Below are 26,998 nucleotides of genomic sequence, written 5' to 3' on the forward strand. Positions count from 1 at the left end.
TCCCAAAAGTGGGTGAACTAATGAATCTTACTTATTTCCTATTTTTCCTGTGCATCATTGTGTGCACATTGATTATTACATATTGGGCCGCTAAGCAGAACAAAACAACCAATCAGTTTTACGTGGCATCAGGCAGTTTAACAGGCATACAAAATGGACTGGCAATTGCCGGTGATTACATCAGTGCTGCTTCATTTCTCGGAATTGTGGGGACAGTCGCAATTAACGGGTTCGACGGTTTTTTATATGCGATTGGTTTTCTGGTCTCTTATTTAATTGTGCTGTTTTTCATCGCGGAACCTGTTCATCATCTGGGGAAATATTCGCTTGGTGATGTGGTCTGCGCGCGTTTCCCTAACATCAAGGTACGTTGGATGATGGCAATCGGCACCTTCATTATTTCGATTCTATATATGATACCGCAGCTGGTTGCTGCCGGCCTGCTTATTCGTCTTTTACTTGATATTGATTATTCTACATCCGTGATGATAATCGGAGGATTAATGACAGTTTATGTTGTCTTCGGTGGTATGATCGCTACGTCATGGGTTCAGATAGTCAAAACTGTCGTCCTCTTGTCGGGGACATTCCTGCTATCATTGATTGTCTTATCCCGGTTTAACTGGAATATCGGAGAGCTCGTCTCCCATGTCCAGCTTGGAACACCGCTTGGAAATCAGTTCTTTATGCCTGGGAACTTATTCGGGAACCCATTGGAAACACTGTCACTGCACCTTGCGCTTATCTTAGGTACAGCGGGTCTTCCCCATATCCTGATTCGCTTCTTTACCGTCCGCAATGTCCAGGAAGTACGGAAATCTCTGTTAACCGCAAGCTGGATTATTGGCGTTTTTTACCTTATTACCCTGATTCTTGGCCTTGGAGCGGTGGCACTTATCGGATACGAGGGGCTGGTTGCCCATGATCCAACAGGAAACCTTGCCGCGCCGTTACTTGCAGGTGTACTTGGCGGCGATTTCCTTATGGCCTTTATTGCTGCGATTTCTTTTACAACAATCGTTGCAGTGGTTGCAGGACTGGTCATTTCTGCTACAACTGCCTTTTCGCATGATATTTATTTTCACATTATAAAAAAGAAAAAAACGACAGAAAAGCGACAAATCCAGGCTGCCCGGTGGACCGCTTTCGTTGTGGGTCTAGTTTCCACATTGTTTGCTCTTGGTCTGGAAAATATCAACGTCACGTTTCTCGTTTCACTGACTTTCATTGTAGCGGCATCAAGTAATCTACCAGTATTACTGTTCACGATTTACTGGAAAAAGTTTAACGCTTCAGGTGCAATTACCGGTATGGCGTGTGGGCTTATTGCTTCGCTCGTTGTTCTGATTCTTGGCCCCCATATCATGAATCCGGTTAATGGATGGATTGGAAGGGAACCACTACTCCCACTTTATAATCCGGGGATTTTTGCAATTCCTGCAGGGTTTATAGGAGCGTATCTGGGCGCAAAGCTTTTTCCGGAAAAGAACGTTGACAGGAAGGGCTACAAGCAATTTTACATCAAAGCCTTGACCGGGATTGAAACGAAGGAGGACAACCAGTGAAAGACCTGACAATAATTTTGTTTGAGCGTCTGGGCCTGTTGCTGGTACTTGCCTTTGTTCTAACACGCGTGCCCGGATTCAAATCGTTATTGGACCGTGAGTATTCCAGGCGGATGTCGCTTGCCCACGTCTTTATGTTCGGACTGTTTGGGATTGCCGGAACCGTAACGGGCATTGTGCTGGACGGGGGTTCCATCCTTACACGGGGGTTTATCTGGTCTGCGGCAGACGGCCAAATGGTTGTCAGCTCCAGCCTTGTCGCCATCGTTATTGCCGGATTGCTTGGTGGTCCTGCAGTCGGACTGGGCGCAGGGATCATAGCGGGGGCCCATTTATTCTATCTTGGAGGCATAGGCGTATGGGCCAATTGTCTGGTTAATCCACTAACAGGAATTCTAGCCGGACTAACAGCTAGATTTTTTTCAAATGAGCGGGTTATTTCACCGTGGAAAGCACTGTTCATTGGAGTATTTCCACCTGTTCTGCATATGCAGCTGCTGCTGATTTTCGAGCCGCACACCGAAGGAATTATATCAATCGTAAATACGGTTGGCCTGCCGCTTGTTATATCAAATAGTATTGCCATTGCAATATTCACCGCAATGGTGGGCATCGTCCTGCGTGAACAGGAGAATGAAGCAGCCTTTGCAGCCAAGCAGGCACTTACCATTGCTGAGGAAGCTCTTCCTTTCTTGAAAAAAGATAGTGCACGCGAAATGTCAAAAGGGATTGCCGAACTGCTTTACAATAGACTGGAACTAGCCGCGGTTTCCGTAACAAATGAAAATCAGGTGCTTGCTCACAAAGGAATGGGCGAGGACCATCACAGGGAAGGTGATCCGCTCATAACCGGTTTATCTCACCAGGCAATTGGTTCGAAAAAAATGCAGGTGGCCTACACCCAAGCGGAAATACAATGCCGCCATGCTGATTGTCCCCTTAACGCAGCTATCATCATACCTATTATCAATGAAGGTGGTACCACGGGGCTCATTAAGTTTTATTTCCGAAAGGCCCAGCATATCCGCCCACTGGAACTGATGCTTGCGGAGGGATTGGGCAATCTTATTTCCAATCAGCTTGCCGCGGTAGCCACCGAGAAATTACGCCTGCATATCCGGGATGCGGAATTGCGTAATCTCCAGGCCCAGATTAATCCGCACTTTTTGTTTAATACACTTCATCTGATAGTAGCCCTCTTCCGAAAAGATCCGGAGAGCGCGCGCCGTATCACGGTTAATCTTGCTCATTATATGCGTTTCAATATTGGTCTTGTCTCTTCTTCACTTGTAAGTCTGGAGAAAGAATGCCAGCATGTCAGATCATATATCGAGATTGTTCGGACCAGGTTTTCCAATCAGCTGGAGATCACTTTTCCGGAAACAGAAGAAATTGCGAACGTATCTGTACCGCCTTCAACCATACAGCCACTTGTGGAAAACAGCGTCCAGCATGGATTGAAGGAAACCACTACTGGCGGATTAGTCGATGTTTCTATCGAAAAAGCCAATACATGGATTCGTATAGCCGTCCGGGATAACGGATGTGGCTTTCCGGTGGAACTGCTAAATACAGCGGGCAGCGAAACACTTTCATCAGGAAAGGACAGTGGTACTGGCCTCTACAATGTCAATCAGCGCCTAATCGGTCTGTTGGGCGAAACATCCAAGTTACATATACACAATTTACCTGATGGTGGCAGTGAGGTTTATTTTTACATACCACTTTCAGATCAGTAGTATGCAGGAGGGATATACATTGAAAAATATTCACGTGCTGATAGCTGAAGATGAACCACTTGCCCGAGAGGAACTTACTTTTTTACTTGAACAGGAACCTGGTGTATCTGTCTGTCCGGGTGCCGAGAATGGCCATCAATTAATCGAGTTGTACAAAAAACACGAACCCGACGTTATTTTTCTTGATGTACAAATGCCGGGAATGACGGGGATTGAGGCAGCTAAGCAAGTTATGGAGGCAGCCTATGCGCAACCCCCTCTGTTCGTATTCACGACTGCGTATGATGAGTATGCATTAGAGGCTTTTGAGATAGAAGCCGTTGATTATCTATTGAAACCATATGAGGAAGACCGTTTCCATAAAACCATCAGACGTATCCGCAAAAAAATCGCACAGCAGGATGGAAAGCACGAGAAGCGTATGCAGCCAGATGAAAAACCACAAAAATCGAAATTGCTGTTGGATGATGGCGAGCGAATGGTCGTTCTTTCACCTGACGCGATCTACTATGCTGTCCCGTCGAACCGCATGCTCGAAATCCATACAAAAGATGATGTACTGGAAAGCCGGATGACCTTGCAGGAGTTGGAGGAGAAACTAGATGGCAACTCCTTTTTCAGGGTTCATCGCAGCTATCTGGTAAACCTGAATTATATCCGGGAAATCACACCTTGGTTTAACGGAACCAGTAACATTACCCTTAGCGATAAAAAAGGTACCTCTATTCCTGTCAGTCGTTCTGCCAGAAAAGTTCTGCTTAAAACATTCAACTATTAACCATTCAGACCCGAATTTTAACAATTCAAACAACAATAATAACAATTGAGCCGATTTTCCCCTCAGACGGACAAAGAATGTTTTATACTCTATTGTAATCGCTTACAAAAAAGGGGGAGGTGCGAGTTAGTTTCTATATGCTTGAATACTAGCAAGCTTAAACGGCCATTATTTCTAATCTTTACTATAATTGGGAGGGTTCTGAATGAGCAATGCAAATGCCAAAGACTTATCCGGCCACACGGATAAGGAAATCGACTTTGAAAAGATCGAGCAGAGCAGCCAGTTTAAGAAGCTGATGGCGGATAGGAAAAAATTCATCGTTCCATTAACCATCTTTTTTCTGGTCTTTTACTTTTTGTTGCCTATACTCACGTCATATACCACATTCCTGAACACACCGGTAATTGGTGATATTTCCTGGGTCTGGCTGTTTGCCTTTTCACAGTTTGTAATGACCTGGGTGTTATGCTCGATCTACGTTAGGAAAGCTGCGACATTTGATGACCAGGCAGATGAAATCCTCGAAGAACATGTAGGCAAAGGAGGCAATTCCTGATGAATGTAACGGTAGTAGTATTATTTCTGGCAATTGTCTTTCTCACACTCGCGATAACGTTCTGGGCAGCCAAGCAGACAGAGACAACCACTGACTTTTACACAGCAGGCGGCGGGTTAAAGGGCTGGCAAAACGGTATTGCCATAGCAGGAGACTACCTGTCGGCTGCCTCTTTTCTCGGGATTGCCGGGGCAATTGCACTTTACGGATTTGATGGATTCTTTTACAGTATTGGATTTCTTATCGCATATCTCGTTGTTCTTCTCCTTGTTGCCGAACCACTTAGAAACCTAGGTAAGTATACACTCGCTGACATGCTTAAAGCCAGGTTCGATGCTACCAAGGTAAGAGGAACGGCAGCACTTAGTACAATCACTATCTCCATCTTCTACATGATTGCGCAACTGGTTGGGGCTGGCGCACTTATTCAATTGTTGTTCGATATTCCTTATTGGATTGCTGTTCTGATTGTCGGAGTGATGATGACTATCTACGTATTGTTCGGTGGAATGATTGCTACCAGCTGGGTGCAGATTGTAAAAGCTGTTCTGCTGATGGCAGGTATGGTCATCATTTCCTTCCTTGTTCTGATGAAGTTCAACTTCAACATCGGCGAAATGTTTTCCCAGGTTAAAACCGTTACGAGTCATGGTGCAGATTATCTGAAACCTGGACTGAAGTATACCGAACCACTTGGAACAATTTCCCTGATGATTGCGCTTGTGCTGGGGACTGCAGGATTGCCCCACATCCTCATGCGGTTTTTTACCGTTAAAGACGCCAAAACAGCAAGGAGCTCGGTTATCACGGCAACATGGACCATTGGTATCTTTTATGTGCTTACCCTGTTTCTTGGTTTTGGAGCAGCTGCGTTTGTTGGGGAAGCAAATATTCTTGCCGCCAACCCTGGCGGAAACATGGCAGCCCCATTACTGGCAGAGGCTCTTGGCGGTGAATTGCTGTTCGCCTTCATCTCCGCAGTGGCATTTGCTACTATTCTCGCGGTTGTGGCAGGTCTCGTGCTATCAGGGGCTTCCGCATTTGCCCATGATCTTTATGGACAAATACTTAAAAAGGGCAAAGCATCCGACAGACAGCAAATGCTGGCAGCACGTTATGCTTCACTAACAGTGTCAGTATTGGCAATAGTTCTTGCGCTGTTTGCCCAATACTTGAACGTGGCATTTCTTGTCTCCCTGGCATTCTGTATTGCAGCAAGTACGAATCTGCCAGTAATCCTGTATACCGTTTACTGGAAAAAGTTCAATACGACCGGGGCAGTCTCCGCAATGCTTACCGGATTGCTTTCGTCCTTAATTCTCGTGTCTATCAGCCCAAGTGTCTTTTCACCAATTGAGGGAGCAGCACTGTTTGTCGGCGATCCAATTTTTCCATTGACTAATCCGGCACTGATTTCCGTGCCTTTGGGATTCCTCGGAGGATTCCTTGGAACTGTGCTCTCCAAAGAAGCTGACATGAAGCGTTATGCCGAAGTTAAGGTAAAAGCAAACACTGGCTACCGTGAGGCCGGTAGTTAAAGAACAAAAGCGCAAGCGCCCTGCTTATCACCGTATGCCCTGGACGGAATCGTATGAGATAAAGGAAACACAATGAGCAAAGCGAATTGATGTTGACTTATCGTAAGAAGAGACCGGAAGGGCACTAGGTGATGGGCGCTGGAGCTGGACGTGACTCTTGCTGACAAAGATTTTTATAGAGCCAAAATTTTATACTTTCTTACCTCTGAACAAAGGGAGCAGATGCCAAGTGGTATCTGCCCCCTTCTTAATTGGACCTAATCGTCTTCAACTTCTTTATTATTTTTTTCCATTTCCAAATACCGCTGATGCTGACGGTACCCATACATGATCTTCCGGACCGTGTCTTCACTCTCAAGTCCCGAGCCGATTGCACCAGCAAGCGTTGCAATAGAAGTAACCAGCCACGTCAGCTGCAGAAAGTGTTTGATTGAAACCTCGTCAGGCTTAAGTCCGACCGCTGAAGCGTATAAATCGGGTGGGACAAAAAAAGCAACAGCAATTAAAAAGAGCGCATATAACATTACATAGTATACGATTACCGCCACACTTAGTGTGATTATGGTGGCAGAATTGTAAAGCATTCGAAGTTTTCTGCGGCTTTTTTTCGTCGGTCTCTCCCATAAATTATGGGCAAACATAATCCAGACAATCATACATAGAATTGCACAGAACATCAGTAGTACAAACCGGAAGGCGCCATACGCCGCACTCATATTCCACATAGATGTAAAAATCAGCCCGTAAGTACCTGTCGCAAAAGCAATGCCCACGACGCTTTTAAATGCGGGTATAATAGTCCATGGGCGATTTGCGTATGCCATTCCACTTATCACCCGTAGACGCCCATGTGTCCTTGGAAGTAAAATAAATCGGACATCAACTTCCTCTATTGTATTGGGAGGCGTTATTTTTCGAATTGGTGATAAAGGAAATTGCGTCCTCAGTAAATTTTTATTATTGCGTGCAGAAATATCGTCATTTAGACTTTGGCCGTGGCCGTTTACCCGATAATACAACTCACTGACCAGCTGAACGATAGCGTTTTTCACCCGGCGCCGCATAGGGAAAACTCCAAAAGCAGGAACCGATATCTGAGCGACGCCCTCTCTGTCATTCACATCCCCAAGCACAACATTCTTTTTAGAAAATATAGGCAGGTCTGTCAGACATACTGCATATGTCCAGTTATGACTCTTTTTTAGTTGCGCAGCCTGTTTAATAATTTCATCCACTTTTCCGGCGGCTCCAGTGAGAGGGTCTCGTACTATTTCTACTTTCCATTCAAGTTCCCCATCAATCATTTCGGCGAAATCATCTGGCAAGCTATCCTCCAATTTATATGCGATGGTCTCCGGAAGTTCTGGGGCGGGAATCAGGCCAACAGTTATTTCCTTCACATTATACGACCTCCCCTGCTATATCGTTAATATAGTTATAATTAGTGGTTATTCCTGATTTTCTTATAATACCCTTTCCGTAAGCAATAAAACACGGAAGGTCTCTTTTGGCGGTTTCAATTCTTCCTGCACGGGTACAGATTTATTAAACAATAAACAAGTAAAGGAGATAACCAGGATGCGTAATCTTGTGACACATTATATTAATGGAAAATGGACTACACCTGCAGGAAAAGAAACTACTGAAGTGATCAACCCAGCAACGGAGGAGATTATTGGACGTGTCAGTCTCGGAACAAGGGAAGACCTTGACCAGGCGGTAGTTGCTGCACGTGATGCCTACACCTTCTTTTCCAAAACAGCCAAAGAAGATCGTGTTCGTCTACTCGAAAAAATCGCGGAGGAATATTCAAAACGCAAGGATGACCTCATTGAGGTGATAACGGAGGAACTTGGCGCCCCTATTACGCTTACCGAACAGGTTCACTATGAAATGGGCTATAATCACTTTAAGATGGCTGCAGAAGAACTGAAACACTTCAATTTTGTCGAGAAACGAGAGAAATCAACTGTGGTTAAGGAGCCGATTGGTGTAAGTGGTTTAATCACACCTTGGAATTTCCCGACCAACCAGACCTCTACTAAAATTGCCAGCGCCATCGCAGCTGGAAGTACAGTTGTACTAAAACCGTCTGAGTTAACTCCATATTCGGCAGTTATTTTGACCGAGATTTTTGAGGCAGCAGGGGTTCCAGAAGGTGTGTTCAACTTGGTTAACGGGACCGGCGAAGTTGTTGGTGATGGCATCAGTTCACACCCAGGCATCGACTTTGTTTCTTTCACGGGGTCTGCGGCAGTCGGACAGAAAGTAATGGAAAACGGGGCTAAAACCATTAAAAACGTGGCCCTTGAGCTTGGTGGCAAATCACCACTTGTTGTGCTCGCCGATGCGGATATAAACGAGGCAGCTAAAACTGCTGTTAATCATATTATTAAGAACAGTGGACAGGTATGCTCGGCTGCAACACGGGTACTGATTCCTTATTCCATCAAAGAAGAATTTGAACAAGCAGTAATTGATGTTTTGCCGGAGTTTCCAATCGGTAACCCGCTAGAGAAAGATACCACTGCAGGTCCACTGGTAGCACAAAAGCAATGGGACCGTGTTCAGCGCTACATCGCTAACGGAATAGAGGAAGGCGCAACCTTACTTGCAGGCGGCCCTGGGAAACCAGAAGGATTAAGTACGGGCTTTTATGTACGGCCAACTGTTTTCACTGATGTCCGAAACAATATGACAATTGCCCAGGAAGAAATCTTCGGACCTGTGATGTCAATCATAACTTATGAGACAATCGACCAGGCGATTTCAATTGCAAATGATACCATTTATGGATTATCCGGTTATGTGGTTGGTGAAGATCCGACTATTTTAGCCGAGCTAGCATCTGGAATCCGTGCAGGCCAGGTAACGGTAAATAACGGAGAAAAAGACTTCTCAGCACCATTTGGCGGATTCAAGCAGTCTGGAATTGGCCGTGAGTGGGGTAGCTTTGGAATCGAGGAGTACCTCCAGCCTAAGGCTATTATGGGCCTTTAATCAAGCCTTGACACAAAAACTATAAACTGCGAAATACAGCGAGGTTGATTTCCGCTTCAGCCAGTCGCTTTCACCACTCCGGGTGCAAGTGCGACATCTGCTCATACTTTCGCAGTGTCTCCTTTGCCGCGGGCAACGCTTCAACTTCCTCGGAAGAAAACCACTTCCTGCGGGATTTTCAGCTGTTGCTTCGACGAACAGGACGTTCTAGTACCGGTGTTGGTCACAGGACGTGACCGGTTTAGCCGGTAACCCGCAGGAGTCGACTTCCCTACGCTCCAATCCATGCCAAGTTAGAGGAAGAGATTCATGTAGAACCCTGCACTTCCGTTAGCCATACTCAAACTCTTATGGGTTATGGACATAAAGCGTAGGCAATACGCGTAGACTCCTATGGAACAACGAGCCTAAGAGACCCCGCAGTGAGGGGTCTTGGCGAACGAGGAGGCTCGTGGCGGGTCCAACGGCAAAGGAAACACTGTGAGAGCTTTAGCTTGAACAGATGTTGACCTTGCACCCGGAGTGGTGAAAGCGAAGTGTATTTCCGGAGCGCTGTTACTATAATCAAAACTTGTTCACTACGTCGCAGTTTATATCATATGCGAGCATACCTAAAGCAACAGAAGTTAAGAAAAAAACTAAGCAAAAAAGCTCGATGGGTAACCGAGCTTTTTTTGACGAATATATATTACTAATACCACTTCTAGCACTTTGGCATCCCCCGACAAACTATTGAGGCTTTTCATTCTCCATTACTGAACACGTTATTTTAAGTCTGGTCTTTCATTGTGGAATCAGTTTTTTTCCAAAGTTTCCCCGGCCAGAATGCAAATCGGCCAAGAACTGTAGTTAGTGCCGGCACCAGAAGTGGCCGAACAACAAATGTATCAAGCAGCACACCAATTGCCGTAACTGTCCCGAACTGAACGAGCACTTGGAGCGGCAGTACCGCAAGCACGGAAAATGTCCCGGCCAGAATCAGTCCAGCTGATCCGATCACGCCACTTGTTTCTGTAACACCTTCCTTAATCGCTTGCTTGAGTGGCATATGTTTGCGTTTCTTCCAGATGCTAGAAACCATAAAGATATTGTAGTCTTCGCCCAGTGCAACGAGGAACACAAAAGCGTACACCGGAATAAGTCCTGACATGGCAGGTGCGTCATAGATATAGTGGATGACAATCCAGCCAAGACCAATTGCCGCCAAATAGGAAAGTACCACTGTCGCAAGCAGATAAAGCATGGCAACGATGGAGCGGAGATAAGCAAGCAACAGGACAGCGATGATAATCAGGACAGCGGGAATGATAACCCATTGATCTCGGCTGGTGACCTGCTCCGTATCATATAATTTTGCAGTTTCTCCGCCTATCCAGACGTTGTTATCAGCTTTCTGCACACCGGCCTCTTCCAGATTTTCTTCAGTAATTTCTTTTATATCCGGGATACTATCAATAGCCTTCCGGGAATAAGGGTCAATCGACAAAATTACCTCGTACTGTTGGTAGGACTCATCAGAAGAGCCAGTCTCCGGATCACTTACCTGCTGCACGATTCCCATTTCGGCAAGGTCTTCTTTGAGTGTAAGGTCTCCATTCTCCTCAGTGTCTACGATTACCTGAACAGGCGCTACTTCACCAGGTGGATAGTGTTCAGCAATAATTTCAAATCCTTCCCTGGATGGCATATCTTCAGGAAAAGAATCCAGCAGACCATATGTGTATTTTACGTTCCCTACAAAGAGAGCCAGTCCGCTCAAGACTACGGTACATATTATAATCACCATCCATGGACGGTCGGTGGACAGGGTTGCAAACGCCTTATTGATCCGGCCGTTCTTCTTTGGCCGACGAATTTTCTTGCCTTTTTTCTTCTCCAGTTCCTGTGTCATTTCTTCGGTTCGCGGGATAAACGGGATAAACGCGAATCGGCCCAGCAATGCCAGAATAGCTGGGAGCAGTGTTAGTGCGGTTATTCCCATGATAAAAATGGACATGCTGAATGGTACTGCAAATCGGTCATAGGAAGCATAATGTGCGAGTCCAAGTGTAGCAAGGCCAGCAACCGTAGTAAGCGCACTGACCATAATGGCGCCGCCTGTTCCACCCAGTGCTTTAGAGAGTGCAACATATTTATCAGGTTCCAGCCGCAGTTCGTCCCGATAACGCGAAACCAGGAACAAGCAGTAATCTGTCCCTGCCCCAAACAGTAATACTGTCATAATAGAAACAGCCTGTGCGTCGACTTCAATCCATCCTTCTTTTGCCAGAAATCCGAGCAGCGGGCTAATCAGTCCATATGCAAAACACACTGCCACTAGCGGGACAAGCGCAAGAAGCGGCGAACGGTAAAGGATAATCAGAAGGGAGAGTACCAGAATTACGGTCGCAATCAGCAGCGTAACATCCGCGTTACTGAACAACTGCGTGGCGTCCGTCTGAATTCCCGCCGCGCCAGTAAAGCGGACATGAAGTCCATCCGCTGAAAGGTCGCTCGTTACTATTTCCTTACCAGCAGCGCTTTCTATCCGACTCTGAAGTTTATCCAGCATACCCTGAAGTGCCTCTGTGGAAGCTGCTTTTTCGAAAAATACAGGCGTGGTTAGCGCAACTTTATCCTCCGAAGCCGTCTGCGCTAGCGCCTGTACCGGTGTTTTGGCAAACGGCGGAATAAACTTCTGGTGTTCTAGCGGATTGCTTTCAAGATTTGTATAAACTTCCTTGATCAGCTGGAAATCACTTTCTATCAATCCACCTTCCCGGTACCACGTCAGAAGCAGAGGCAGACCTGAATCACTCGCGAATTGTTCGGATGCAATTTCACCTGCCTCAACGGACATTGTATCTTCAGGCAGGAGCTGATTAGACTTAGTCTCTTGACTGTTCACCTGTGGCCAGACCATGGAAACTGCCCCGACGAGGAATATCCAAATGAAAATAGTAAACCAGCGGGTTCTTTTACCAGACGTAAATTTTCCCCAGTCTGAAATCAACTTTTTCAAAAAAATCCTTCCCTTCCATTCATTCCCTTATGTATATTCCTGCAGGCTTGCTCAGCTTGCTGTGTATTTCTAATTACTTTATAATTATATATACTGTATAGTTAATTATCAAAGGTAAATCTGAGATTTATGTGACAATATATCGCCGGATTGAGAGGATGGAGATTGACCATGAGGCAGTTGGGAAGACCCCCGTCAGACAGCACCAGAAAGCCAACAAATGAACGTATCCTAGTTACAGCAGCTGATCTTTTTTTAGTCAAAAGTTATCAGGAAGTCTCAATGGATGATGTAGCGGAGGCGTGTAATGTTACAAAAGCTACTGTTTATTATTACTACAAAACAAAAACCCGTCTATATACTGAAGCCATGGTTGGGTTGATGAATCGTGTCCGCAGCAAGATTAACTATTTTCTGGAAGAGGAGAATTCTCTGTACGACCAGCTGGTAAATATAGCTGAGGCTTATTTGCACGTTGCCACCGAGCTTGACACGGAGCGATTCATGCACAGTGCGAGAAACTCTCTGTCAGATGATCAAATTAAAGCGATCCAGAAAGCTGAGGAAGCTATGTACAGTGGGATAGAGGATGCAATCAGGGAAGCTGACGAAAAAGGAGATATTCATACTGAAAACCCTGCTTTTGCTGTCCGGGCTTATATAGCTCTGGTAAAGATCGGTCTTTATCATAATGCAGACGGAGAAAGTCTCTTTAATGATAAAGAAAATAAAGCTAAACAAATTGTGGAATTTTTTTGGCGGAGTTTGGAGAAATAACAGGCTGGACAGCATCGTGCATGCGTCCAGCCTTTTGGTATCAGTTATTAATATACTTTTCGAAAATCTCACCAAAGTCACGTTCATGATACTGTTCACGTACAGATTTAAGCCAGGAAAAGCCATACTCCGTAAGTTCTTTATACTGATCTGCCAGGTTTGCCTCGGTTGAACGTGAGTTTTGGAGAACAGTTACTGCCTTATCAAGGCTCTGACCAGCCATATCAAGGATAATTCCATTCTCGTGAATGGTTTCAGCGATATGAAGAAGTGCCTTATAAAGGTCTTTCAGTTTTTCAATTTCATCTTTATGTACGTCAATGCTGAGTGGATTATTCCCAAGAGTGAATTTAATTTCAATGTCCATGTCAATCCTGCCTGCAGTTTCCAAAACTACATTGGATATCTTGTTCTGTGAATAAGAATAGCGTTTCAGTGTTCTCTTGGATGATGCTGCATTTTCCCCATCAACATGAATCAATGCCAAATTGGTGAAGCAATACTCATCAGACTTTGTTTTAATCAGGAAAAAAATCTTCTCATCATCTTCATGACGGACATAATCATCGGCATCGGTTTTGTCGTAATCTTCCGGGCCGATAATTCTACCAATATCTGAGAGGCCGAGCGCGTCCGAAGCAATTTTTTTGAACATACGTATGACTCCCTTTCCTCTTTAATATTTTTCAATTCAGAATAATTATAACACACTTACGCGTTGTTTGAATCACTCCCTCTTCAGGAATATGGAATAGGAGGTGAAAATATGCCAATTTATACAATCGGGCATTCGTCACATACCGAAGATAAGTTTCTGGAAATGCTTGAAGTTGCACAAATTGAGGTATTGGCTGATGTTAGAGCCCATCCGGGAAGCCATAAATATCCTCAATTTTCTAAAGACCATTTTCCTGATTGGCTGCACCAGGCGGGAATAGCATACCAGCACTTCCCCAATCTGGGAGGAAGACGCAGCCGCTCGGCAGATATTTCTCCTGTTTTGAATGGCGCGTGGAATAATCAGTCATTCCATAATTATGCGGATTACTCATTGAGTGAAGCGTTTCAGGAGGGTATACGGGAACTCACCAATCTCGCCACCAGGAAGCGGACTGTGTACTGCTGTTCTGAACGCCACCCTGCCAGATGCCACCGCCTGATTATCAGTAACTGGCTGGCGCTGAATGGATGGGAAGTCAAGCACATTATTAACGGGGCGGGAGATTCTATTGAGCTAATTGACCATAATCCCGGTCAGTGGGGTGCCACACCTATCGTCGAGGACGATGGAACGGTAGTGTACCCGGAAACATTGTAAAACCCCCGGGCGTGCCCGGGGATAAGATTGAAATGATAGATTCAAAGAGCGGGTTGCTGCTGCTCGCTCGAGTTTTGGGTCTGTTCGCTCGACTTTGGGAGACCCTCGCTCGAGTCTGACGCCTGTTCGCTCGACTTGGAGGCGTGCTCGCTCGAGTCTGACGTCTCCTCGCTCGATTTTGATACCATCCCGCTCGAATTGGAGGCTTACTCGCTCGACTATTGAATCAAATAATAAACCATGCTTCCGAGATAGTTACCAATTACGTACCCTAGTGTACCCACCAGCATAATCGGGGCAATCAGCTTCGTCCATCCCTTGGCAATCGCAAATGCTGCGGCCGTTGTCGGTCCGCCGGCGTTCGCGTTGCTGGCGAGAATCATTTCTTCCAGGCTAAACTTGAAAATCCTTCCGAACGTAAAAGTGATAAGCATATTAAAGAAAATAATAATTCCCATGAACAGTACCAAAATCGGCGCGTTTTGAATTAATAGTGGCAGTGATGCCGGTACGCCAATTACCACGAAGAATATATAGATAAGATACGTTCCGAGTTCCTGGGCACCATGGATATTTTCAAAAAATTTGCTGAAGATAGTAACCGCCAGGACAGTCAATGTTGTCAGCATCAAATAGCCGTCACCCAACAGACCATTCATTACATTTAAAAAGAACCCCACATCTTCGCCTGATGGGATCGCTCCATCAATGACTTCTGCCAATTTGAACGAAACCGCAACAAGCACAAAGGCACTTCCCGCTGCAAAAGCAATATCCTTCAGGGAAATATCTTTTCGTTTCCAGTAATCCGCCACCGTATTTTCATTATCTGAAGACTTGTTTTTTTCCAGTTCATCGACATATGGGGTATAGAACTTTTTTCGAAAAAAAGCCAGTGACGGCATAATGATCAAAACAAAGAAATATAACGCCATCAAAAGGTTATCCGCCACAATGGCTGAAGCACCCAATTCCCCCGGCAGTTCAAGCTTTGCTGACAAAGCTGCGAAGTTGACTCCTCCCCCAGTGTACGAGCCGGTCTCCACTCCTGCGAGTTTAGCCGCATTAGGAACGAAATCCTGTAGCGTGGCATAGGCCACAAAAGCTCCCACCACAGTTCCAATTGAACTGATGAGGAAAATACCCAACATCTTCCCACTCTCATTCCATATTTTCCGCAAATTAGCTTGGAATAGCAGGAGTGGAATCGCCAGTGGGACGACATATGTCCAAACAGCATCATACGCCGGCGCTGCACTCGGAATAATATTAAAATTCACCAATACCATGGCACCAATCAACGCAATGATGGCGCCTGTTACTTTAGATGCCCATTTGTATTTCTGTTCGAGATAAATACTGACCGCGGCCCATCCTGCCATAAAGCCCCATAAGAGCCACGTATCATCCGGATTAATCAAGCTTGAATTCACCTGAACCTCTCCCCTCAGTAAATTGTCAGTTAAAATATTACTTAATTCTTATAAAAATTTCAAAAATTTGATACGAAGAAAAATTACGCCAGAGTTGAATTTTTTCTGTCACTTATTCGTCTTATATTACAGAAGCATTACATTAATGTGTGGATGAAGGATGGTGTATGTGGAACATCTCGTGGAACGGTATCGAAACAACGAAATAGATAAAGAACAATTTTTTCAGGAGCTGATGACAGCTTATGGTTCACAGGTGACCAGGCTGGCTTACTCCTATGTAAAAGATATACAGACAGCTGAAAATATAACCCAGGAGGTTTTTATTAAATGCTACAAGAAAATGAATCACCTGAAAAAAGATGCATCCATCAAATCATGGATCAACAGCATTACCGTAAATAAATGCAAGGATCATTTCCGGAGCGGGTGGATCAAACATCTCCGGCTGAATGTGGATTTTGCCAATTGGCTTAAAAGCACGGTTCCCTCCCCGGAAACCGAAATAGCAAAATCGGAAGAGCATGATGAGCTCACCGAAAAAGTTCTTGGACTGCCTGTAAAGTATCGTGAAGTCATTATATTTTATCATTATCAGGAATTGTCCATAAATGAAATCAGCCAAATACTGGGCATTAAAGTGCCAACCGTATCATCCAGACTGCGACGAGCCCGTTTGATGCTGAAGGATGAACTGGAGGGAGACCAGCCATGAAACGTAACCTTGAAAATTTTTCAAAACAATCCACATTGAATAATATTACTTTTTCAGAATCGAACCGGGAGCGGATTAACAAACGGGTTTCCAATCATAAAAAGGGAGGTCTGTTCGTGATTTGGAATCCAAAAATTCTAAGTGCAGCAGTGTTGCTTTTCCTGTTAGCAGTCCCTGTATTCATTGCTTACGACTCCTATAATGTGAAGGCACCTGGCACCCCGGAAGAAACACCGAATACCATCAAGGGACCAACCCCCGAAGCTACGCCACTTCAGCCACCTGTGCGCGAGCTGGAAAGGAAATATCGTAACTTCATCAATAATCAGGAGACAACCGACAACATGAAGCTTGTTGAATATAACACAAAGGAAGAGCTGATTAATGACTTTGCTGAATTCGTAAATCGTGATCTAGCGAGAGAAAAGGTCGATACTTTCTTCAGGGAAACCGACTCTGGTGTATTTATAGTTGGCACAGGTGGGCCGACCACCCTATTTCCGGAGAAAAATTTCATTTTGGAAAAAGTAAATAAAAAACAATACGAAGTTGTTCAGGAGCAGGAGAAAGAAATGACCGGAAATATTAGGCTGAGCATCACTTACCACTACAAAAACGGCAAATGGAAAATCAGCAATCGCAATGTAGATAACCTCAGTAATCAGCCATAATAAACCATGAACGGAGGGAGATAATGCATCTAAAGAATTTTATGATCATTTCGTTAACAGCCATTATCATCACTGGGTGTAGCAATGGTGAGGAATCATCCGATGAAAACGCTGATGAAGATCCGAAAACTGAGCATACTGCCGAAGGGGACGATAAGGCGAATAAAGAAAAGCCTGACGAAAATCAATCTAATAATGATGAGCAAAGTGATGAGACTCGTGAGGAAAATCCAAATGAAGATGAAGGCAACGAAAAAGGTGATAAGCAATCCGATGAGGAAAATAAAGAAAATGATAAAGGGTCCAAGGATACCCATTCCTACAAAGATGATAAAGCACTGCCAAAGGTAACACTCGAATATGGAGACCAAGGAAATAAAGTTAAGAACGTTCAGCAGGCGCTCAATAAGCTTGGTTATTCCCTTACACTTGACGGCAAGTATGGCTGGACGATGGTTTGGGTTGTAAAAGACTTTCAGGCCCAGTTTAACGAGCTGCAGGTTGATGGAATATACGGACCCGGCACGCGTGCATATATAGAAGATGCACTAGCCGGAAATCTGGAAGTCCAACCTGGCAGTGGAATGAAAGCAGATCAAAATAATAAAGACAGCACCAATAATAATGACCAATCGTCTGATCAAAACAACCAGTCAGGTCATGGATCTGCTCAAGTCATTTCCGACCCATCCGCTGTAGGCGTTCTCGTTAATAAAAAGCATCATCTGCCAGCAGACTATATACCGCCTAATCTTGTTGTACCAGATGTCCGTTTCCCATTTACCGAAGACCTTCCAAAAAGACAAATGCGGCAGATAGCTGCAAACGCACTCGAGAAAATGTTTGCCGCTGCAGACCAAGCTGGTGTTGACTTATTCGCCCAGTCCGGGTACCGGTCATACGACCGACAAGAAGCAATTTTTGCAGCGAATGCCCGTGAACATGGACAAAAAGCAGCAAACCAGTTCAGTGCACAACCAGGTGAAAGTGAGCATCAAACCGGTTTGGCGATGGACGTAACCAGTGCCGACATCAACTTCAGGCTCACCACTGCTTTTGCGAATACCGATGAAGGGAAATGGGTAGCTGAGCATGCCAGTGATTACGGATTTATCATCAGGTATCCAAAAGGTAAAACCGACATTACCGGCTACCAGTATGAACCTTGGCATCTTAGATTCGTAGGAAGAAAGGTCGCAAAATATATTGATGCTAATAATATAACCCTGGATGAATATTGGCATGATCAATAGCTATAAAACCATTAATGGACCGCTTGGATGATTTTATCCGGGCGGTTTATTAGTTATTACCAGCCTTATCGTCTTCCACCTTTATCTTTTGCTTATCGAGATAGTGATAGACTTTCTTGATCTCCTGCTCGTAATCCCGATCAACCTCGAAGTAATTCACATTTAAATCCAGGCATTTTTCTCTAAAATCATTATGTTCGGCGATGAAGTCACTCATCGTTCTTTCCTCTTGGCCTCCACGTGTTTCAATAGCATTTCTGTGACCAATGATATTGGACTCGAAATTTTCCCTGATATAATTGCTCGAAAATCCCAAAAAAACGGAAGTAATTTCATTTGCATATTCTGGCTTAATATCGTTCACATGATGAGGCAGTATATAACAACCCTCTATAATCAGATTTTGATTATTCTCGATATTGGTCATGATAATTCCTTTTAGGACCGGCCATAGTTTTTCGCCAATAAGTTCATTACTGTCTGTAGGTGTAAACCCGCAGTCCTCTTTACCCCTGTATAATCCCATCTTAAGGTGATCAATTGATAGATAGGGAAAATTATATTTTTCAAGCAGCTTCTGGGCCATTGATGTTTTACCTGTAGAACTAATCCCACTGATCAGAATAACCATAATTACCTTTCCCCCTTACGCATCCAGTGTGAGCAAGGCTCCTACAGCACCGCTAAATTCCCCATTTTTAAGGAATACAGGTTCTTTTCCAACCATTTTCGTGTATTCCTTAATGATCTCTTTAAGGAGCGGATTGGAGCGGAACGAAGAACCTACATAGACAATGGATGAAGTATCATTTATAAACGCCATTTGGGTGCTGATTGTCACGATCACTTCTCCAATAAGTCCGACCACCGCTGCCACTTTATCCGCATCTGAAGGTGCTTTACTAGCCATTGCATTTTTTTTCCCGAAATTACTGGCAGTCAGATCACCAGAAATGGGCGGGAGGCTTCCCTCGAAGATATCTTTTACCTTAAGATCAACGTTCCCCCGGTCACCCTCAGAAGCGGAGCGGATTATCTCTTCATAATCCAGTTTGCCCGTCAGCAAATAGGCAAGCCCCAATAGGGTTCCTCCACCGATGCCCGAGCCACCAACACGTTCCTGCTGACTTTCTTTTACCGAGTGGATTGATGTACCGGTACCTACATTCACAAACAGGTAGTTCTGCCCAAGCTGATACCCCTGTTTTTCCGCCAAATATTTAATACCGCTTGCAGTTGCATCGAATTCGACGACAGTTTGGGGCTGAGCGTCCAGTAGACCTGCGAGCTGTTCACTTCTACCTCCAGTAATACAGATTGATGGATTATTGAACTTTTCCTTTATCCACTTGCTGGCCTCATCTGTCTCTCTGGAGTTAAAAGTTTGATAGTTAACTTTCTCATCTTCTATGTATGCGATTTTTATCAAGGTGCCGCCTGCATCGATACCGATTTTTACTCTTGTCATATAAATCATCCCTCACTATTAAACTATTCTATAAGTTAAACAGCCCAAACCCTTCTGTTGTAAAGGCAAAGTAAAATACTGCAAGTAGGAAAATCATTTGGATGAAGGTATATAAGTAGTCGTTGTGTCCCTTCTTAAACTTCCATTCCATTATTGCTCTAAATGTACCATCCATTATTAAAAATACAACTGCAAATCCTATTACTAACCAAGAATCGTATTGCACATGACCACTCACAGTTACAAATACCAGTACCAGGGACACAGCTGTATATAATATCCGTATCGTCCTATCACCTTTTTTATGGAGTTCATTTAGGTAATCCTGGGAAATTAATTTTCTGCGTTCTACCTTCAGCACTTTTCGCAATATAAAACTGAAAATACATATAATTAGGACCAGTAATGCTATTAATAGTATAAAGTTTCCAAAGAAAGGTTCTCTATGTGGCATTTTGACGCAATCACTCCATAATGAGGTTGTTTTATATTAGTTTTACATCCCATGCGGAATATAAAGATTTAGAAATACAAAGACTAATAGATTATCAACATCCATCAGCAAATGCGAGTAAACAGGCCAGCGGAGACTGCCTGTCTTCAACCGGATCAGGGACAAAAGCACTCCCATTGCGAAGAGCGGAATTTACAGGTGACTTCTTTAGACCCCTGAAGAAATAATAATATAAAAGATGAATAGCAAATAAAATAATAAGCCGAGTGTCAAGACGATATTGATGAGCCCCCACAGGATGATCCGTTTTGCAACTACAAGATAGACCGAAAACATAAAGCCGATCAGGACTAGTCCTATGAAAGCCAATGGAGTTGCAGACCCTGCTGCCCCGGTCGCGACTACCAAAACGGCTAATACGGGAAAAGCAAACTGTAATATTGCGTAGCCTCTTTTGCTCATATGCCACCTCTTTCTGACACTTGTTCTTTTAATAATTTTATTTTATCAGATTTTTGGGACAAGGGGTCTGACCCCTTTGTCCCACATTGTTTCAGTTTTTTTACCAGCTGCTGTAAAATGTACCCATATATTGAAAAAGGGATGATCAACCGTTATGAAAGTATACAGCGATGTGACACAGTTCCGTGGCAGCCATTTTGACTTCGGATATGCCCAGGGCCGTTATCTTAGAGAATCAAATGTACTTATAAACCGGCAGAAAGGCTGGAAAACAAGGAAACCCCGCTTTTATACCAACGTACAAGAAGCGAAACAGGCATATATGCGATTTACCCCGGGTATCTGGGATGAACTTTTAGGTCTTCAGGAAGCACTGGAATTACCGATGGAAGAAATTCTCCGTAACTTCGGAAATTACCGGGTGAATGCAAAACCAGGAGGATGCTCCATTTTGACAGGTACCGATTTTATGGTCCGAAACTATGATTATAATCCGATTACATATGACGGGAGGTACAGTTTTTTTCAGCCAACAGATCAAGGCTATGCTATGATGGGACCCGCTTCCCGCGTAACCGGGCGAATGGATGGTATGAACGAGAAAGGACTTTCCATGGGGTATAATTTTATGCAGCGCCGCCGGCCAGGTGACGGATTTATCTGCTATATGATTGGCCGAATAATTCTGGAAACCTGTGCCACGGTTGATGACGCTATTCAATTACTAAAAGAAATACCACACCGCGGGTCCTTCAGCTATGTTGTAATGGATCCCAGTGGAGAAAGCTATGTTGTAGAAACCACGGCCCGGTCGGTGGGAGTAAGGGAATCCAATATTTGTACCAATCATTTTGAAATCCTTACCCATGAGAATCGCTACAATCTGGATGATTCCCTAAGGAGAAAAAATCTGATTGAGAAAAATGGCAAGCCCGACATTACAGCCGGTGAAGCATTCTGTTTGATGAACGACACGAAAAGGGATATATTCTCCAAATTGTATGGAAGCTGGGCCGGAACAATTCATACTGCAGCATATTTCCCAAAAGAATTGAAAGCCTGGTTCTCACTTGGCGGTGATCAGGATCCGATTGTCTTTGATTTCGGTGACTGGTTGAAAGGCAATGACATTGAAGTGGAAAAAATCACGGGTGAGCTGGACTCCGAAATTGAACTTGCGAACATGTAGGCTTTCTCTTATATTCGCATCTCAGCGTTGGAAGGAGGCATGTAAACTTAATTGTTTGCATGCCTCTGTTTGGCTGCAACATTCGATAATATAGGTGAAGGTTATCCCGTGCAAATCATGATCCGGTTTCCGTCTGGATCAACAACATTAAAAAAAGCGAAGTCATCAAACGTAACAATTTCTCCCGCTGTCTCATATCCCAGCTGCCGGACATATTCGTATGCTTCGTGAATATTTTCGGTAGCAAAGTTGAACAGCGGTTGCTGACTTGGCGCGAGTTGTTTGGTTGACCCTTCTGGTCCCGCATCAAGCGTAACCCCGGTATGATGGTTTATTTTCAGGTTATAAACCGGCCGGGAGATTGCCGATAAATCGTATTCCTGTCCGAGCAATTTGGAGTACCACTCAACGGAACGCGTCAAATCACTAACATGAATAAAAATTGTGTTTACCTGGTTTTTAATCGGACTATTCATCAATCTTCCCTCCATTTTAAAAAAACCCGCAGACCATTTGCCTGCAGGTTCGTGTTGTTTTAGCTGAATTGTTTAATTGTACGGTGTAATTTATCGGCAACAGCGTGTGTACCCTGGCTGATTTCCTCGTTGGTGAAGGAGACCCTGACAAAGCTTTCATCCATTTCAAGGGCTTCGGCAAACAGCCCACCAAGACCATTTGCACGACGATCCACCTGTAACACAATCTCCACACCATTTTCACGCATGAAGAACATTGCTTCCAGTTCATCAAGGTCACGACGGAACTCTCGACCTGGGAGGAATTCAAATTCCTGAACGTAGTTGTAGCGCTTGGAGTATTCCATTTCCACTTTACGAAGCTGGAATCCAAGCTGGTTGGTTAACGCGTCAAGTACCGTATTCATACTACGATGAGGTTCCACACGAACGAAGTCCCGGTCTTTTGGATCCACTGCATTTGGAACATCCAGTCCAGTCTGCACCCATACTTTCGTCCGGCCAAGTGTGGGCGGCGTATGTATCGGCAGCGTGAAACTGAAATCAAGTTCTTTTTTCTCACCTTTACCAATGGTAAAACCGCTTCCTACAGTAAAAGAACCAAGCGTTACCTTTTGACGGACTTTGTTATCGTTAACCTCGCGGAGTGCTTCTGTCATAAGGAAAAGATTGATTCGGTCAATCTGTTGTTCGGCATTTCCACCCTTGATGACAACCTTACCACTGACGACTTCCCCTGGAACAAGATTGTCATTATCAAGCTGGGTATCTACCTCCGCACTGCCTATTCCAGCGCTAGCAAGCCATTTCTTTAACATTTGAATTCCTCCCCTATCCTAATTATCCAACCTATATATTCGACGGGACAATGATAATTTCCTTTTACTGATGGAAATGAGCGCTTTTATGCCGTTATTCACGCTTTATCACTGTTATTGAGCGCTTATCTGTCGTTATTGAGCGCTATTTCCTCTACATTCAGCGCTTAGAGACTTTTCAAAGCAGCCTCTATCTCCGTATCACCGGATATTAGGTCGAACGTCTTTTTATACGTTTTTTCCTCGGTTAGGGTTTCATAAACCGTCCTTGCTACATCAACACGTGGAATAGATCCGCGTTCCAGACCGGAAACTGCAGCAGCAACTTTACCGGTTCCTTCCTCATTCAGAAGCCCTCCAGGGCGAACGATTGTATAATTAAGGCTGCTTTCTTCAAGCATTCTATCGGCATAATGCTTTGCCACATAATATGGTCGTAGTTTCTCATTCCAGTTTTCACGGTTGCCCGCTTGAAACGCACTTACCATTACATAGCGTTTAATACCAGCTTGTTCAGCAGCTTCGAAACTTTTCACCGCTCCATCCAAGTCAACCAGGAGCGTTTTGTCTGGACCCGTTTTGCCGCCTGAACCAGCTGTGAAAATAACAGCGTCACAGCCCTGTGCTGCTTCAGCAATCTTATCCACGCTTCCTTCAAGATCAGCAACTACTGCTTCTACTCCCTTTTCTTTCAATGCGGCAGCCTGTTCTTCTTTTCGAACCATTGTCCGAACTGTATGTTCACTCTTATTTGCAAATAAATCAACAAGATGCTGACCAATCTGGCCATTGGCACCAATCAGCAGAACGTTCATTATATACATCTCCTCCAATTTGGAATAAGTCTTCACTATTATTATTCCAAACACGGAATTTAATGACAATTATGCTGTTTGAGGCCGATTACACCTTTACGGTTATAACCTTTCCACCGCTTCTTTTATATTACTTGCTCTGGTTACTGCAGAGATAACGGCTACACCATCAGCACCACTTTTCATGACCGATGAGGCATTTCTTGTGTTTATCCCGCCAATACCGACCACGGGCAGATTTGGGTACAGCTTTTTTAGCTTTTCAATCCATTCCAAACCTACCGGAGACTTGGCATCATGTTTGGTGGATGTCGGGAAGATAGGACCCGCTCCAAAATAATCAACCCTATCAATGGGACTATTCGCTACTTCAGCGTCATTCGATACGGAAAGTCCGATGAGTTTATCAGGGAAACGTCTTCGCAATTCCACAACGGAAATATCATCCTGGCCAACATGTATCCCATCCGCTTCCAACGGGTCGACCAGACTCACATCATCATTTACTAAAAATAATATGTTTTCCCGTTTACATATGCTGCGCAGTTTCCGTCCTAACTCCAATTTATCCCTTCCGTTCAGGGACCCGGGACCTTTTTCGCGAAACTGAAATGCTGTGATTCCGCTATTAATAGCTTCTTCTAAAATAATTACTGGATCCCTATCACAATTTTGGCTTCCCATAATTAGATATTTTCTTAGATTCATTTGCTTACTCCGCTTAAATTAGTGGAATCAAGTGACAGAGCATCAATAAAATGTGGAACGAAAGTACCCGGTCCGGATACATCTGCCCTGTCAGCAGCATGTTCTGCAGCTGACCCGTAAAATGCCGTCGCGGCCAACAGTTGTTGATCAACGGGGTCATCTGTGGTCAAACATGCTGCAGCTATAGAACCTAACAGGCAGCCGGCTCCGGTCACTTTAGCAAGCAGCGAATGTCCTGTCTCATTATAGGCAAGCCCATTTGAAGTACAAATGACATCGGTCTTTCCAGTCAGTAAAACAGCGGTCTGATAAACCTCCGCTACTTTTAAGGCGATTTCATCCGTATCCCCATCACCTACAGATTCGACACCTTTTGTTTTCCAAGGTATTTCCACCAGGTGTGCAAGCTCCCCAGCATTCCCTTTGATGATCGTTGGATGAACCTCGCTTAATATTTTTTTCATAACTGCTGTCCTAAAAGGTGTTGCCGCTACACCAACCGGGTCCACTACTACGGGAATCCCCTTCTCGTTTGCAGCTTTTCCAGCTTTAATCATCGCAGGGATTTCCTGCTTCGTTATTGTTCCAATGTTCAGCAACACACCGTCAGCCAGGGTTGCCATGTCACTGGCTTCCTCCTCAGATTTTGCCATAACAGGTATTCCGCCAAATGATAATAAACCATTTGCCGTAAAATTCATGACGACCTGATTAGTCAAATGGTGGATCAATGGACTTGTTTCTCTTACTTTGTTAATAATCGATTTATTCATTGTTCCACTCCTTCGCTACGATGTGCCCAATGATTGGTTGGTCCGTTTCCCTTGCCAATCGAAAATGAATGGCGGATTGCAGCCGTCACAAAGTCTTTTGCTTGTTTAACTGCGTCCCCTAAAGAATATCCCTGGCTCAAATACGCTGTAATTGCCGCTGAATAAGTGCAGCCGGTGCCATGTGTATTCGTTGTTTCAATACGTTCTGAAGAAAATGAATGGATGCTTTCGCCGTCATATAAAAAATCAATTGCATCCCCTTTAAGATGTCCGCCTTTAATCAATGCAGCACCTGCACCGAACTCGTGGACAATTAAAGCAGCAGCACATCTCATATCCTCAAGTGTTTCGATTTTTTCTCCTGTGATTTCTTCCGCTTCCGAAATATTCGGTGTTACCAAGGATGTCATCGGCAAAAGATGGTCACGCAAGTAAGTACGGGCATCCTCTGCAATTAATGGGTCTCCACTTGTGGCGACCATAACAGGGTCCATCACGTATGGAACATCCAATTCAGATACTTTTCCAGCAAGCATTTCCATTATCTCAATGGTTGGAATCATGCCCGTTTTGAATGCATGAAGCGGCATATCCGATATAACGGAATCGAGCTGTTGTTCAATCATATTGACAGGAATATGATGAACGGCCTGAACACCAGTGGTATTTTGTGCAACCACAGAGGTAATGACCGACATCCCGTATGTTTTTAATTCCTGAAAGGTCTTCAAATCCGCATGAATTCCTGCCCCGCCACTAGGATCAGTTCCGGCAATTGTCAGTGCACATGGGATATTTCTCATCGGCTGACCACCGACTCAGGCCACTCTTCACATGTATACGCCATTTCCCAGAATGCCAATTCCAGCTGACAGCTTTTTCGGAATGCATCTTTCATTTTTAACTGTTCATGTTTAGATGAATCCGCTGCAATAGCATCCAGACGCTCGCGCATTTCCAAAGTCGTGGCTGCAGTTCGTTCATCCGCATAGAAACTGATCCACGGGTAGAAAGGATGGTCGCTTGTTGGATTAAACGTACTCATTAACTCCCGGCCAATTTCCAGATAGGTCCACGGACAAGGTAACAGAGCACTTAAAATCTCGCCAAGACCGCCTGTTTGCGCGTGATGCATCATATGTTTGATGTAATGATCAGCTGATGGCGGGAGAGGATAACCTTGAAGCCCTTCATAATCCACTCCTACATAGTCACAAAAATTGTGATGCGGGTGAATCTCACTGTTCAAAATAAATTGGATTTTTTCATGGAAAAAGTTAATATCGTCCCTGTTTTGCGACTTCGCAAGGGCAATCCCATAAACACGCATGAACGCATTAAGATATTCAAAGTCTGCTTTAATATAATGTTTAATTGACTCAGCAGGAACCTCCCCTTTTCCAATACCATCAACAAATGGATGGTCAAATATCGCATGAAATATATCCTGATTTTCTTCTCGTAAAGTTTGTGTGAATGTCATATTAT

Annotated in this window: 28 protein-coding genes; 12 read left to right on the top strand and 16 right to left on the bottom strand. The window is 44.3% G+C overall.

The window, feature by feature from the left end:
* Positions 1-20: 20 nt before the first annotated feature.
* The 5 genes from ACFO3D_RS08555 (at position 21) to ACFO3D_RS08575 (ending at position 6,179) form a co-directional block, all read left to right on the top strand.
* Positions 21-1,565, top strand: a complete 1,545-nt coding sequence (locus ACFO3D_RS08555) for a solute symporter family protein (RefSeq protein ID WP_390294807.1) — start codon at positions 21-23, stop codon at positions 1,563-1,565.
* Positions 1,562-3,304 (top strand): LytS/YhcK type 5TM receptor domain-containing protein, encoded by a 1,743-nt coding sequence (locus ACFO3D_RS08560; protein ID WP_390294809.1) that lies wholly within the window; start codon positions 1,562-1,564, stop codon positions 3,302-3,304. The genes ACFO3D_RS08555 and ACFO3D_RS08560 overlap by 4 nt, the downstream gene beginning before the upstream one ends.
* A 19-nt stretch (positions 3,305-3,323) precedes the next feature.
* Positions 3,324-4,082 carry a LytR/AlgR family response regulator transcription factor gene (locus ACFO3D_RS08565; protein WP_390294811.1) on the top strand — a complete coding sequence of 253 codons (759 nt, stop codon included), beginning with the start codon at positions 3,324-3,326 and terminating at the stop codon, positions 4,080-4,082.
* Between the two features lie 205 nt (positions 4,083-4,287).
* Positions 4,288-4,641 (top strand): DUF485 domain-containing protein, encoded by a 354-nt coding sequence (locus tag ACFO3D_RS08570; protein ID WP_390294813.1) that lies wholly within the window; start codon positions 4,288-4,290, stop codon positions 4,639-4,641.
* Positions 4,641-6,179: a solute symporter family protein gene (locus ACFO3D_RS08575; RefSeq protein ID WP_390294815.1), complete on the top strand. Its 1,539-nt coding sequence runs from the start codon at positions 4,641-4,643 to the stop codon at positions 6,177-6,179. The genes ACFO3D_RS08570 and ACFO3D_RS08575 overlap by 1 nt, the downstream gene beginning before the upstream one ends.
* A gap of 257 nt (positions 6,180-6,436) precedes the next feature.
* On the opposite strand, the gene ACFO3D_RS08580 is transcribed toward ACFO3D_RS08575, so the two are convergent.
* Positions 6,437-7,579 (bottom strand): MFS transporter, encoded by a 1,143-nt coding sequence (locus ACFO3D_RS08580; protein WP_390294817.1) that lies wholly within the window; start codon positions 7,577-7,579, stop codon positions 6,437-6,439.
* Between the two features lie 178 nt (positions 7,580-7,757).
* Here ACFO3D_RS08580 and ACFO3D_RS08585 point away from each other — a divergent pair, with 178 nt between their 5' ends.
* Positions 7,758-9,179 carry an aldehyde dehydrogenase family protein gene (locus ACFO3D_RS08585; protein WP_390294819.1) on the top strand — a complete coding sequence of 474 codons (1,422 nt, stop codon included), beginning with the start codon at positions 7,758-7,760 and terminating at the stop codon, positions 9,177-9,179.
* 769 nt (positions 9,180-9,948) lie between these two features.
* On the opposite strand, the gene ACFO3D_RS08590 is transcribed toward ACFO3D_RS08585, so the two are convergent.
* The gene (locus ACFO3D_RS08590; protein ID WP_390294822.1) at positions 9,949-12,180 is read right to left on the bottom strand and encodes an MMPL family transporter; all 2,232 of its coding nucleotides are present in this window, start codon (positions 12,178-12,180) and stop codon (positions 9,949-9,951) included.
* A gap of 171 nt (positions 12,181-12,351) precedes the next feature.
* Between ACFO3D_RS08590 and ACFO3D_RS08595 the strand changes: the two genes are divergently transcribed.
* Positions 12,352-12,957 (top strand): TetR/AcrR family transcriptional regulator, encoded by a 606-nt coding sequence (locus tag ACFO3D_RS08595; protein WP_390295496.1) that lies wholly within the window; start codon positions 12,352-12,354, stop codon positions 12,955-12,957.
* A gap of 40 nt (positions 12,958-12,997) precedes the next feature.
* On the opposite strand, the gene ACFO3D_RS08600 is transcribed toward ACFO3D_RS08595, so the two are convergent.
* Complete coding sequence (locus ACFO3D_RS08600) at positions 12,998-13,612, bottom strand: PH domain-containing protein (protein ID WP_390294824.1); 615 nt, start codon at positions 13,610-13,612, stop codon at positions 12,998-13,000.
* Between the two features lie 111 nt (positions 13,613-13,723).
* Between ACFO3D_RS08600 and ACFO3D_RS08605 the strand changes: the two genes are divergently transcribed.
* Complete coding sequence (locus tag ACFO3D_RS08605) at positions 13,724-14,275, top strand: DUF488 domain-containing protein (protein WP_390294826.1); 552 nt, start codon at positions 13,724-13,726, stop codon at positions 14,273-14,275.
* A gap of 218 nt (positions 14,276-14,493) precedes the next feature.
* On the opposite strand, the gene ACFO3D_RS08610 is transcribed toward ACFO3D_RS08605, so the two are convergent.
* Positions 14,494-15,708 carry a DUF819 family protein gene (locus ACFO3D_RS08610; protein ID WP_390294828.1) on the bottom strand — a complete coding sequence of 405 codons (1,215 nt, stop codon included), beginning with the start codon at positions 15,706-15,708 and terminating at the stop codon, positions 14,494-14,496.
* Between the two features lie 169 nt (positions 15,709-15,877).
* Here ACFO3D_RS08610 and ACFO3D_RS08615 point away from each other — a divergent pair, with 169 nt between their 5' ends.
* From ACFO3D_RS08615 to ACFO3D_RS08625, 3 genes are read left to right on the top strand one after another with little or no spacing between them, the layout of a single operon-like run.
* Complete coding sequence (locus tag ACFO3D_RS08615; protein WP_390294831.1) at positions 15,878-16,423, top strand: sigma-70 family RNA polymerase sigma factor; 546 nt, start codon at positions 15,878-15,880, stop codon at positions 16,421-16,423.
* Positions 16,420-17,094: a hypothetical protein gene (locus tag ACFO3D_RS08620; RefSeq protein ID WP_390294834.1), complete on the top strand. Its 675-nt coding sequence runs from the start codon at positions 16,420-16,422 to the stop codon at positions 17,092-17,094. The genes ACFO3D_RS08615 and ACFO3D_RS08620 overlap by 4 nt, the downstream gene beginning before the upstream one ends.
* A gap of 23 nt (positions 17,095-17,117) precedes the next feature.
* Positions 17,118-18,347, top strand: a complete 1,230-nt coding sequence (locus tag ACFO3D_RS08625; RefSeq protein ID WP_390294836.1) for a D-alanyl-D-alanine carboxypeptidase family protein — start codon at positions 17,118-17,120, stop codon at positions 18,345-18,347.
* 49 nt (positions 18,348-18,396) lie between these two features.
* On the opposite strand, the gene ACFO3D_RS08630 is transcribed toward ACFO3D_RS08625, so the two are convergent.
* Genes ACFO3D_RS08630 through ACFO3D_RS08645 form a run of 5 tightly spaced genes read right to left on the bottom strand, consistent with a single transcriptional unit; the run spans position 18,397 to position 20,731 of the window.
* Complete coding sequence (locus ACFO3D_RS08630) at positions 18,397-18,978, bottom strand: 2-phosphoglycerate kinase (protein WP_390294839.1); 582 nt, start codon at positions 18,976-18,978, stop codon at positions 18,397-18,399.
* A gap of 15 nt (positions 18,979-18,993) precedes the next feature.
* Positions 18,994-19,815 carry a type II pantothenate kinase gene (gene coaW / locus ACFO3D_RS08635; protein WP_390294841.1) on the bottom strand — a complete coding sequence of 274 codons (822 nt, stop codon included), beginning with the start codon at positions 19,813-19,815 and terminating at the stop codon, positions 18,994-18,996.
* Between the two features lie 28 nt (positions 19,816-19,843).
* On the bottom strand, positions 19,844-20,269 hold the full coding sequence (locus ACFO3D_RS08640; protein ID WP_390294843.1) for a DUF4181 domain-containing protein: 426 nt from the start codon (positions 20,267-20,269) through the stop codon (positions 19,844-19,846).
* A gap of 42 nt (positions 20,270-20,311) precedes the next feature.
* Positions 20,312-20,446 (bottom strand): hypothetical protein, encoded by a 135-nt coding sequence (locus ACFO3D_RS18920; RefSeq protein WP_465270751.1) that lies wholly within the window; start codon positions 20,444-20,446, stop codon positions 20,312-20,314.
* Between the two features lie 30 nt (positions 20,447-20,476).
* Positions 20,477-20,731 carry a hypothetical protein gene (locus ACFO3D_RS08645; RefSeq protein WP_390294845.1) on the bottom strand — a complete coding sequence of 85 codons (255 nt, stop codon included), beginning with the start codon at positions 20,729-20,731 and terminating at the stop codon, positions 20,477-20,479.
* Between the two features lie 154 nt (positions 20,732-20,885).
* Between ACFO3D_RS08645 and ACFO3D_RS08650 the strand changes: the two genes are divergently transcribed.
* Positions 20,886-21,920 carry a C45 family autoproteolytic acyltransferase/hydolase gene (locus tag ACFO3D_RS08650; protein WP_390294847.1) on the top strand — a complete coding sequence of 345 codons (1,035 nt, stop codon included), beginning with the start codon at positions 20,886-20,888 and terminating at the stop codon, positions 21,918-21,920.
* Between the two features lie 101 nt (positions 21,921-22,021).
* Here ACFO3D_RS08650 and ACFO3D_RS08655 read toward each other — a convergent pair whose 3' ends face one another.
* The 7 genes from ACFO3D_RS08655 to tenA form a co-directional block, all read right to left on the bottom strand.
* The gene (locus tag ACFO3D_RS08655; RefSeq protein ID WP_390294849.1) at positions 22,022-22,396 is read right to left on the bottom strand and encodes a VOC family protein; all 375 of its coding nucleotides are present in this window, start codon (positions 22,394-22,396) and stop codon (positions 22,022-22,024) included.
* A 59-nt stretch (positions 22,397-22,455) separates the two neighbouring features.
* Positions 22,456-23,214, bottom strand: coding sequence for a sporulation protein (locus ACFO3D_RS08660; RefSeq protein WP_390294850.1), 759 nt, complete (start codon positions 23,212-23,214; stop codon positions 22,456-22,458).
* Between the two features lie 167 nt (positions 23,215-23,381).
* On the bottom strand, positions 23,382-24,029 hold the full coding sequence (locus tag ACFO3D_RS08665; protein ID WP_390294853.1) for an SDR family oxidoreductase: 648 nt from the start codon (positions 24,027-24,029) through the stop codon (positions 23,382-23,384).
* A 102-nt stretch (positions 24,030-24,131) separates the two neighbouring features.
* Entirely contained in the window at positions 24,132-24,737 is a 606-nt protein-coding gene (gene thiE, locus ACFO3D_RS08670) for a thiamine phosphate synthase (protein ID WP_390294856.1), read from the bottom strand.
* Entirely contained in the window at positions 24,734-25,510 is a 777-nt protein-coding gene (gene thiM / locus ACFO3D_RS08675; protein ID WP_390294858.1) for a hydroxyethylthiazole kinase, read from the bottom strand. Before thiM ends, thiE begins: the two co-directional genes overlap by 4 nt.
* Positions 25,507-26,313, bottom strand: a complete 807-nt coding sequence (gene thiD, locus ACFO3D_RS08680) for a bifunctional hydroxymethylpyrimidine kinase/phosphomethylpyrimidine kinase (RefSeq protein ID WP_390294860.1) — start codon at positions 26,311-26,313, stop codon at positions 25,507-25,509. The genes thiM and thiD overlap by 4 nt, the downstream gene beginning before the upstream one ends.
* Positions 26,310-26,993 (bottom strand): thiaminase II, encoded by a 684-nt coding sequence (tenA, locus tag ACFO3D_RS08685; protein ID WP_390294862.1) that lies wholly within the window; start codon positions 26,991-26,993, stop codon positions 26,310-26,312. Before tenA ends, thiD begins: the two co-directional genes overlap by 4 nt.
* Positions 26,994-26,998: the final 5 nt, after the last annotated feature.

Source organism: Virgibacillus kekensis (assembly GCF_042654125.1).
GTDB classification, from domain to species: domain Bacteria; phylum Bacillota; class Bacilli; order Bacillales; family Amphibacillaceae; genus Lentibacillus; species Lentibacillus kekensis.

Coding starts and splice junctions, on each gene's coding strand:
- ACFO3D_RS08555 (WP_390294807.1), top strand. CDS start 21: ATGAATCTTACTTATTTCCTATTTTTCCTGTGCATCATTGTGTGCACA.
- ACFO3D_RS08570 (WP_390294813.1), top strand. CDS start 4,288: ATGAGCAATGCAAATGCCAAAGACTTATCCGGCCACACGGATAAGGAA.
- ACFO3D_RS08575 (WP_390294815.1), top strand. CDS start 4,641: ATGAATGTAACGGTAGTAGTATTATTTCTGGCAATTGTCTTTCTCACA.
- ACFO3D_RS08585 (WP_390294819.1), top strand. CDS start 7,758: ATGCGTAATCTTGTGACACATTATATTAATGGAAAATGGACTACACCT.
- ACFO3D_RS08595 (WP_390295496.1), top strand. CDS start 12,352: ATGAGGCAGTTGGGAAGACCCCCGTCAGACAGCACCAGAAAGCCAACA.
- ACFO3D_RS08600 (WP_390294824.1), bottom strand. CDS start 13,612: ATGTTCAAAAAAATTGCTTCGGACGCGCTCGGCCTCTCAGATATTGGT.
- ACFO3D_RS08605 (WP_390294826.1), top strand. CDS start 13,724: ATGCCAATTTATACAATCGGGCATTCGTCACATACCGAAGATAAGTTT.
- ACFO3D_RS08620 (WP_390294834.1), top strand. CDS start 16,420: ATGAAACGTAACCTTGAAAATTTTTCAAAACAATCCACATTGAATAAT.
- ACFO3D_RS08625 (WP_390294836.1), top strand. CDS start 17,118: ATGCATCTAAAGAATTTTATGATCATTTCGTTAACAGCCATTATCATC.
- ACFO3D_RS08630 (WP_390294839.1), bottom strand. CDS start 18,978: ATGGTTATTCTGATCAGTGGGATTAGTTCTACAGGTAAAACATCAATG.
- coaW (WP_390294841.1), bottom strand. CDS start 19,815: ATGACAAGAGTAAAAATCGGTATCGATGCAGGCGGCACCTTGATAAAA.
- ACFO3D_RS08640 (WP_390294843.1), bottom strand. CDS start 20,269: ATGCCACATAGAGAACCTTTCTTTGGAAACTTTATACTATTAATAGCA.
- ACFO3D_RS18920 (WP_465270751.1), bottom strand. CDS start 20,446: ATGGGAGTGCTTTTGTCCCTGATCCGGTTGAAGACAGGCAGTCTCCGC.
- ACFO3D_RS08645 (WP_390294845.1), bottom strand. CDS start 20,731: ATGAGCAAAAGAGGCTACGCAATATTACAGTTTGCTTTTCCCGTATTA.
- ACFO3D_RS08650 (WP_390294847.1), top strand. CDS start 20,886: ATGAAAGTATACAGCGATGTGACACAGTTCCGTGGCAGCCATTTTGAC.
- ACFO3D_RS08655 (WP_390294849.1), bottom strand. CDS start 22,396: ATGAATAGTCCGATTAAAAACCAGGTAAACACAATTTTTATTCATGTT.
- ACFO3D_RS08660 (WP_390294850.1), bottom strand. CDS start 23,214: ATGTTAAAGAAATGGCTTGCTAGCGCTGGAATAGGCAGTGCGGAGGTA.
- ACFO3D_RS08665 (WP_390294853.1), bottom strand. CDS start 24,029: ATGAACGTTCTGCTGATTGGTGCCAATGGCCAGATTGGTCAGCATCTT.
- thiE (WP_390294856.1), bottom strand. CDS start 24,737: ATGAATCTAAGAAAATATCTAATTATGGGAAGCCAAAATTGTGATAGG.
- thiM (WP_390294858.1), bottom strand. CDS start 25,510: ATGAATAAATCGATTATTAACAAAGTAAGAGAAACAAGTCCATTGATC.
- thiD (WP_390294860.1), bottom strand. CDS start 26,313: ATGAGAAATATCCCATGTGCACTGACAATTGCCGGAACTGATCCTAGT.
- tenA (WP_390294862.1), bottom strand. CDS start 26,993: ATGACATTCACACAAACTTTACGAGAAGAAAATCAGGATATATTTCAT.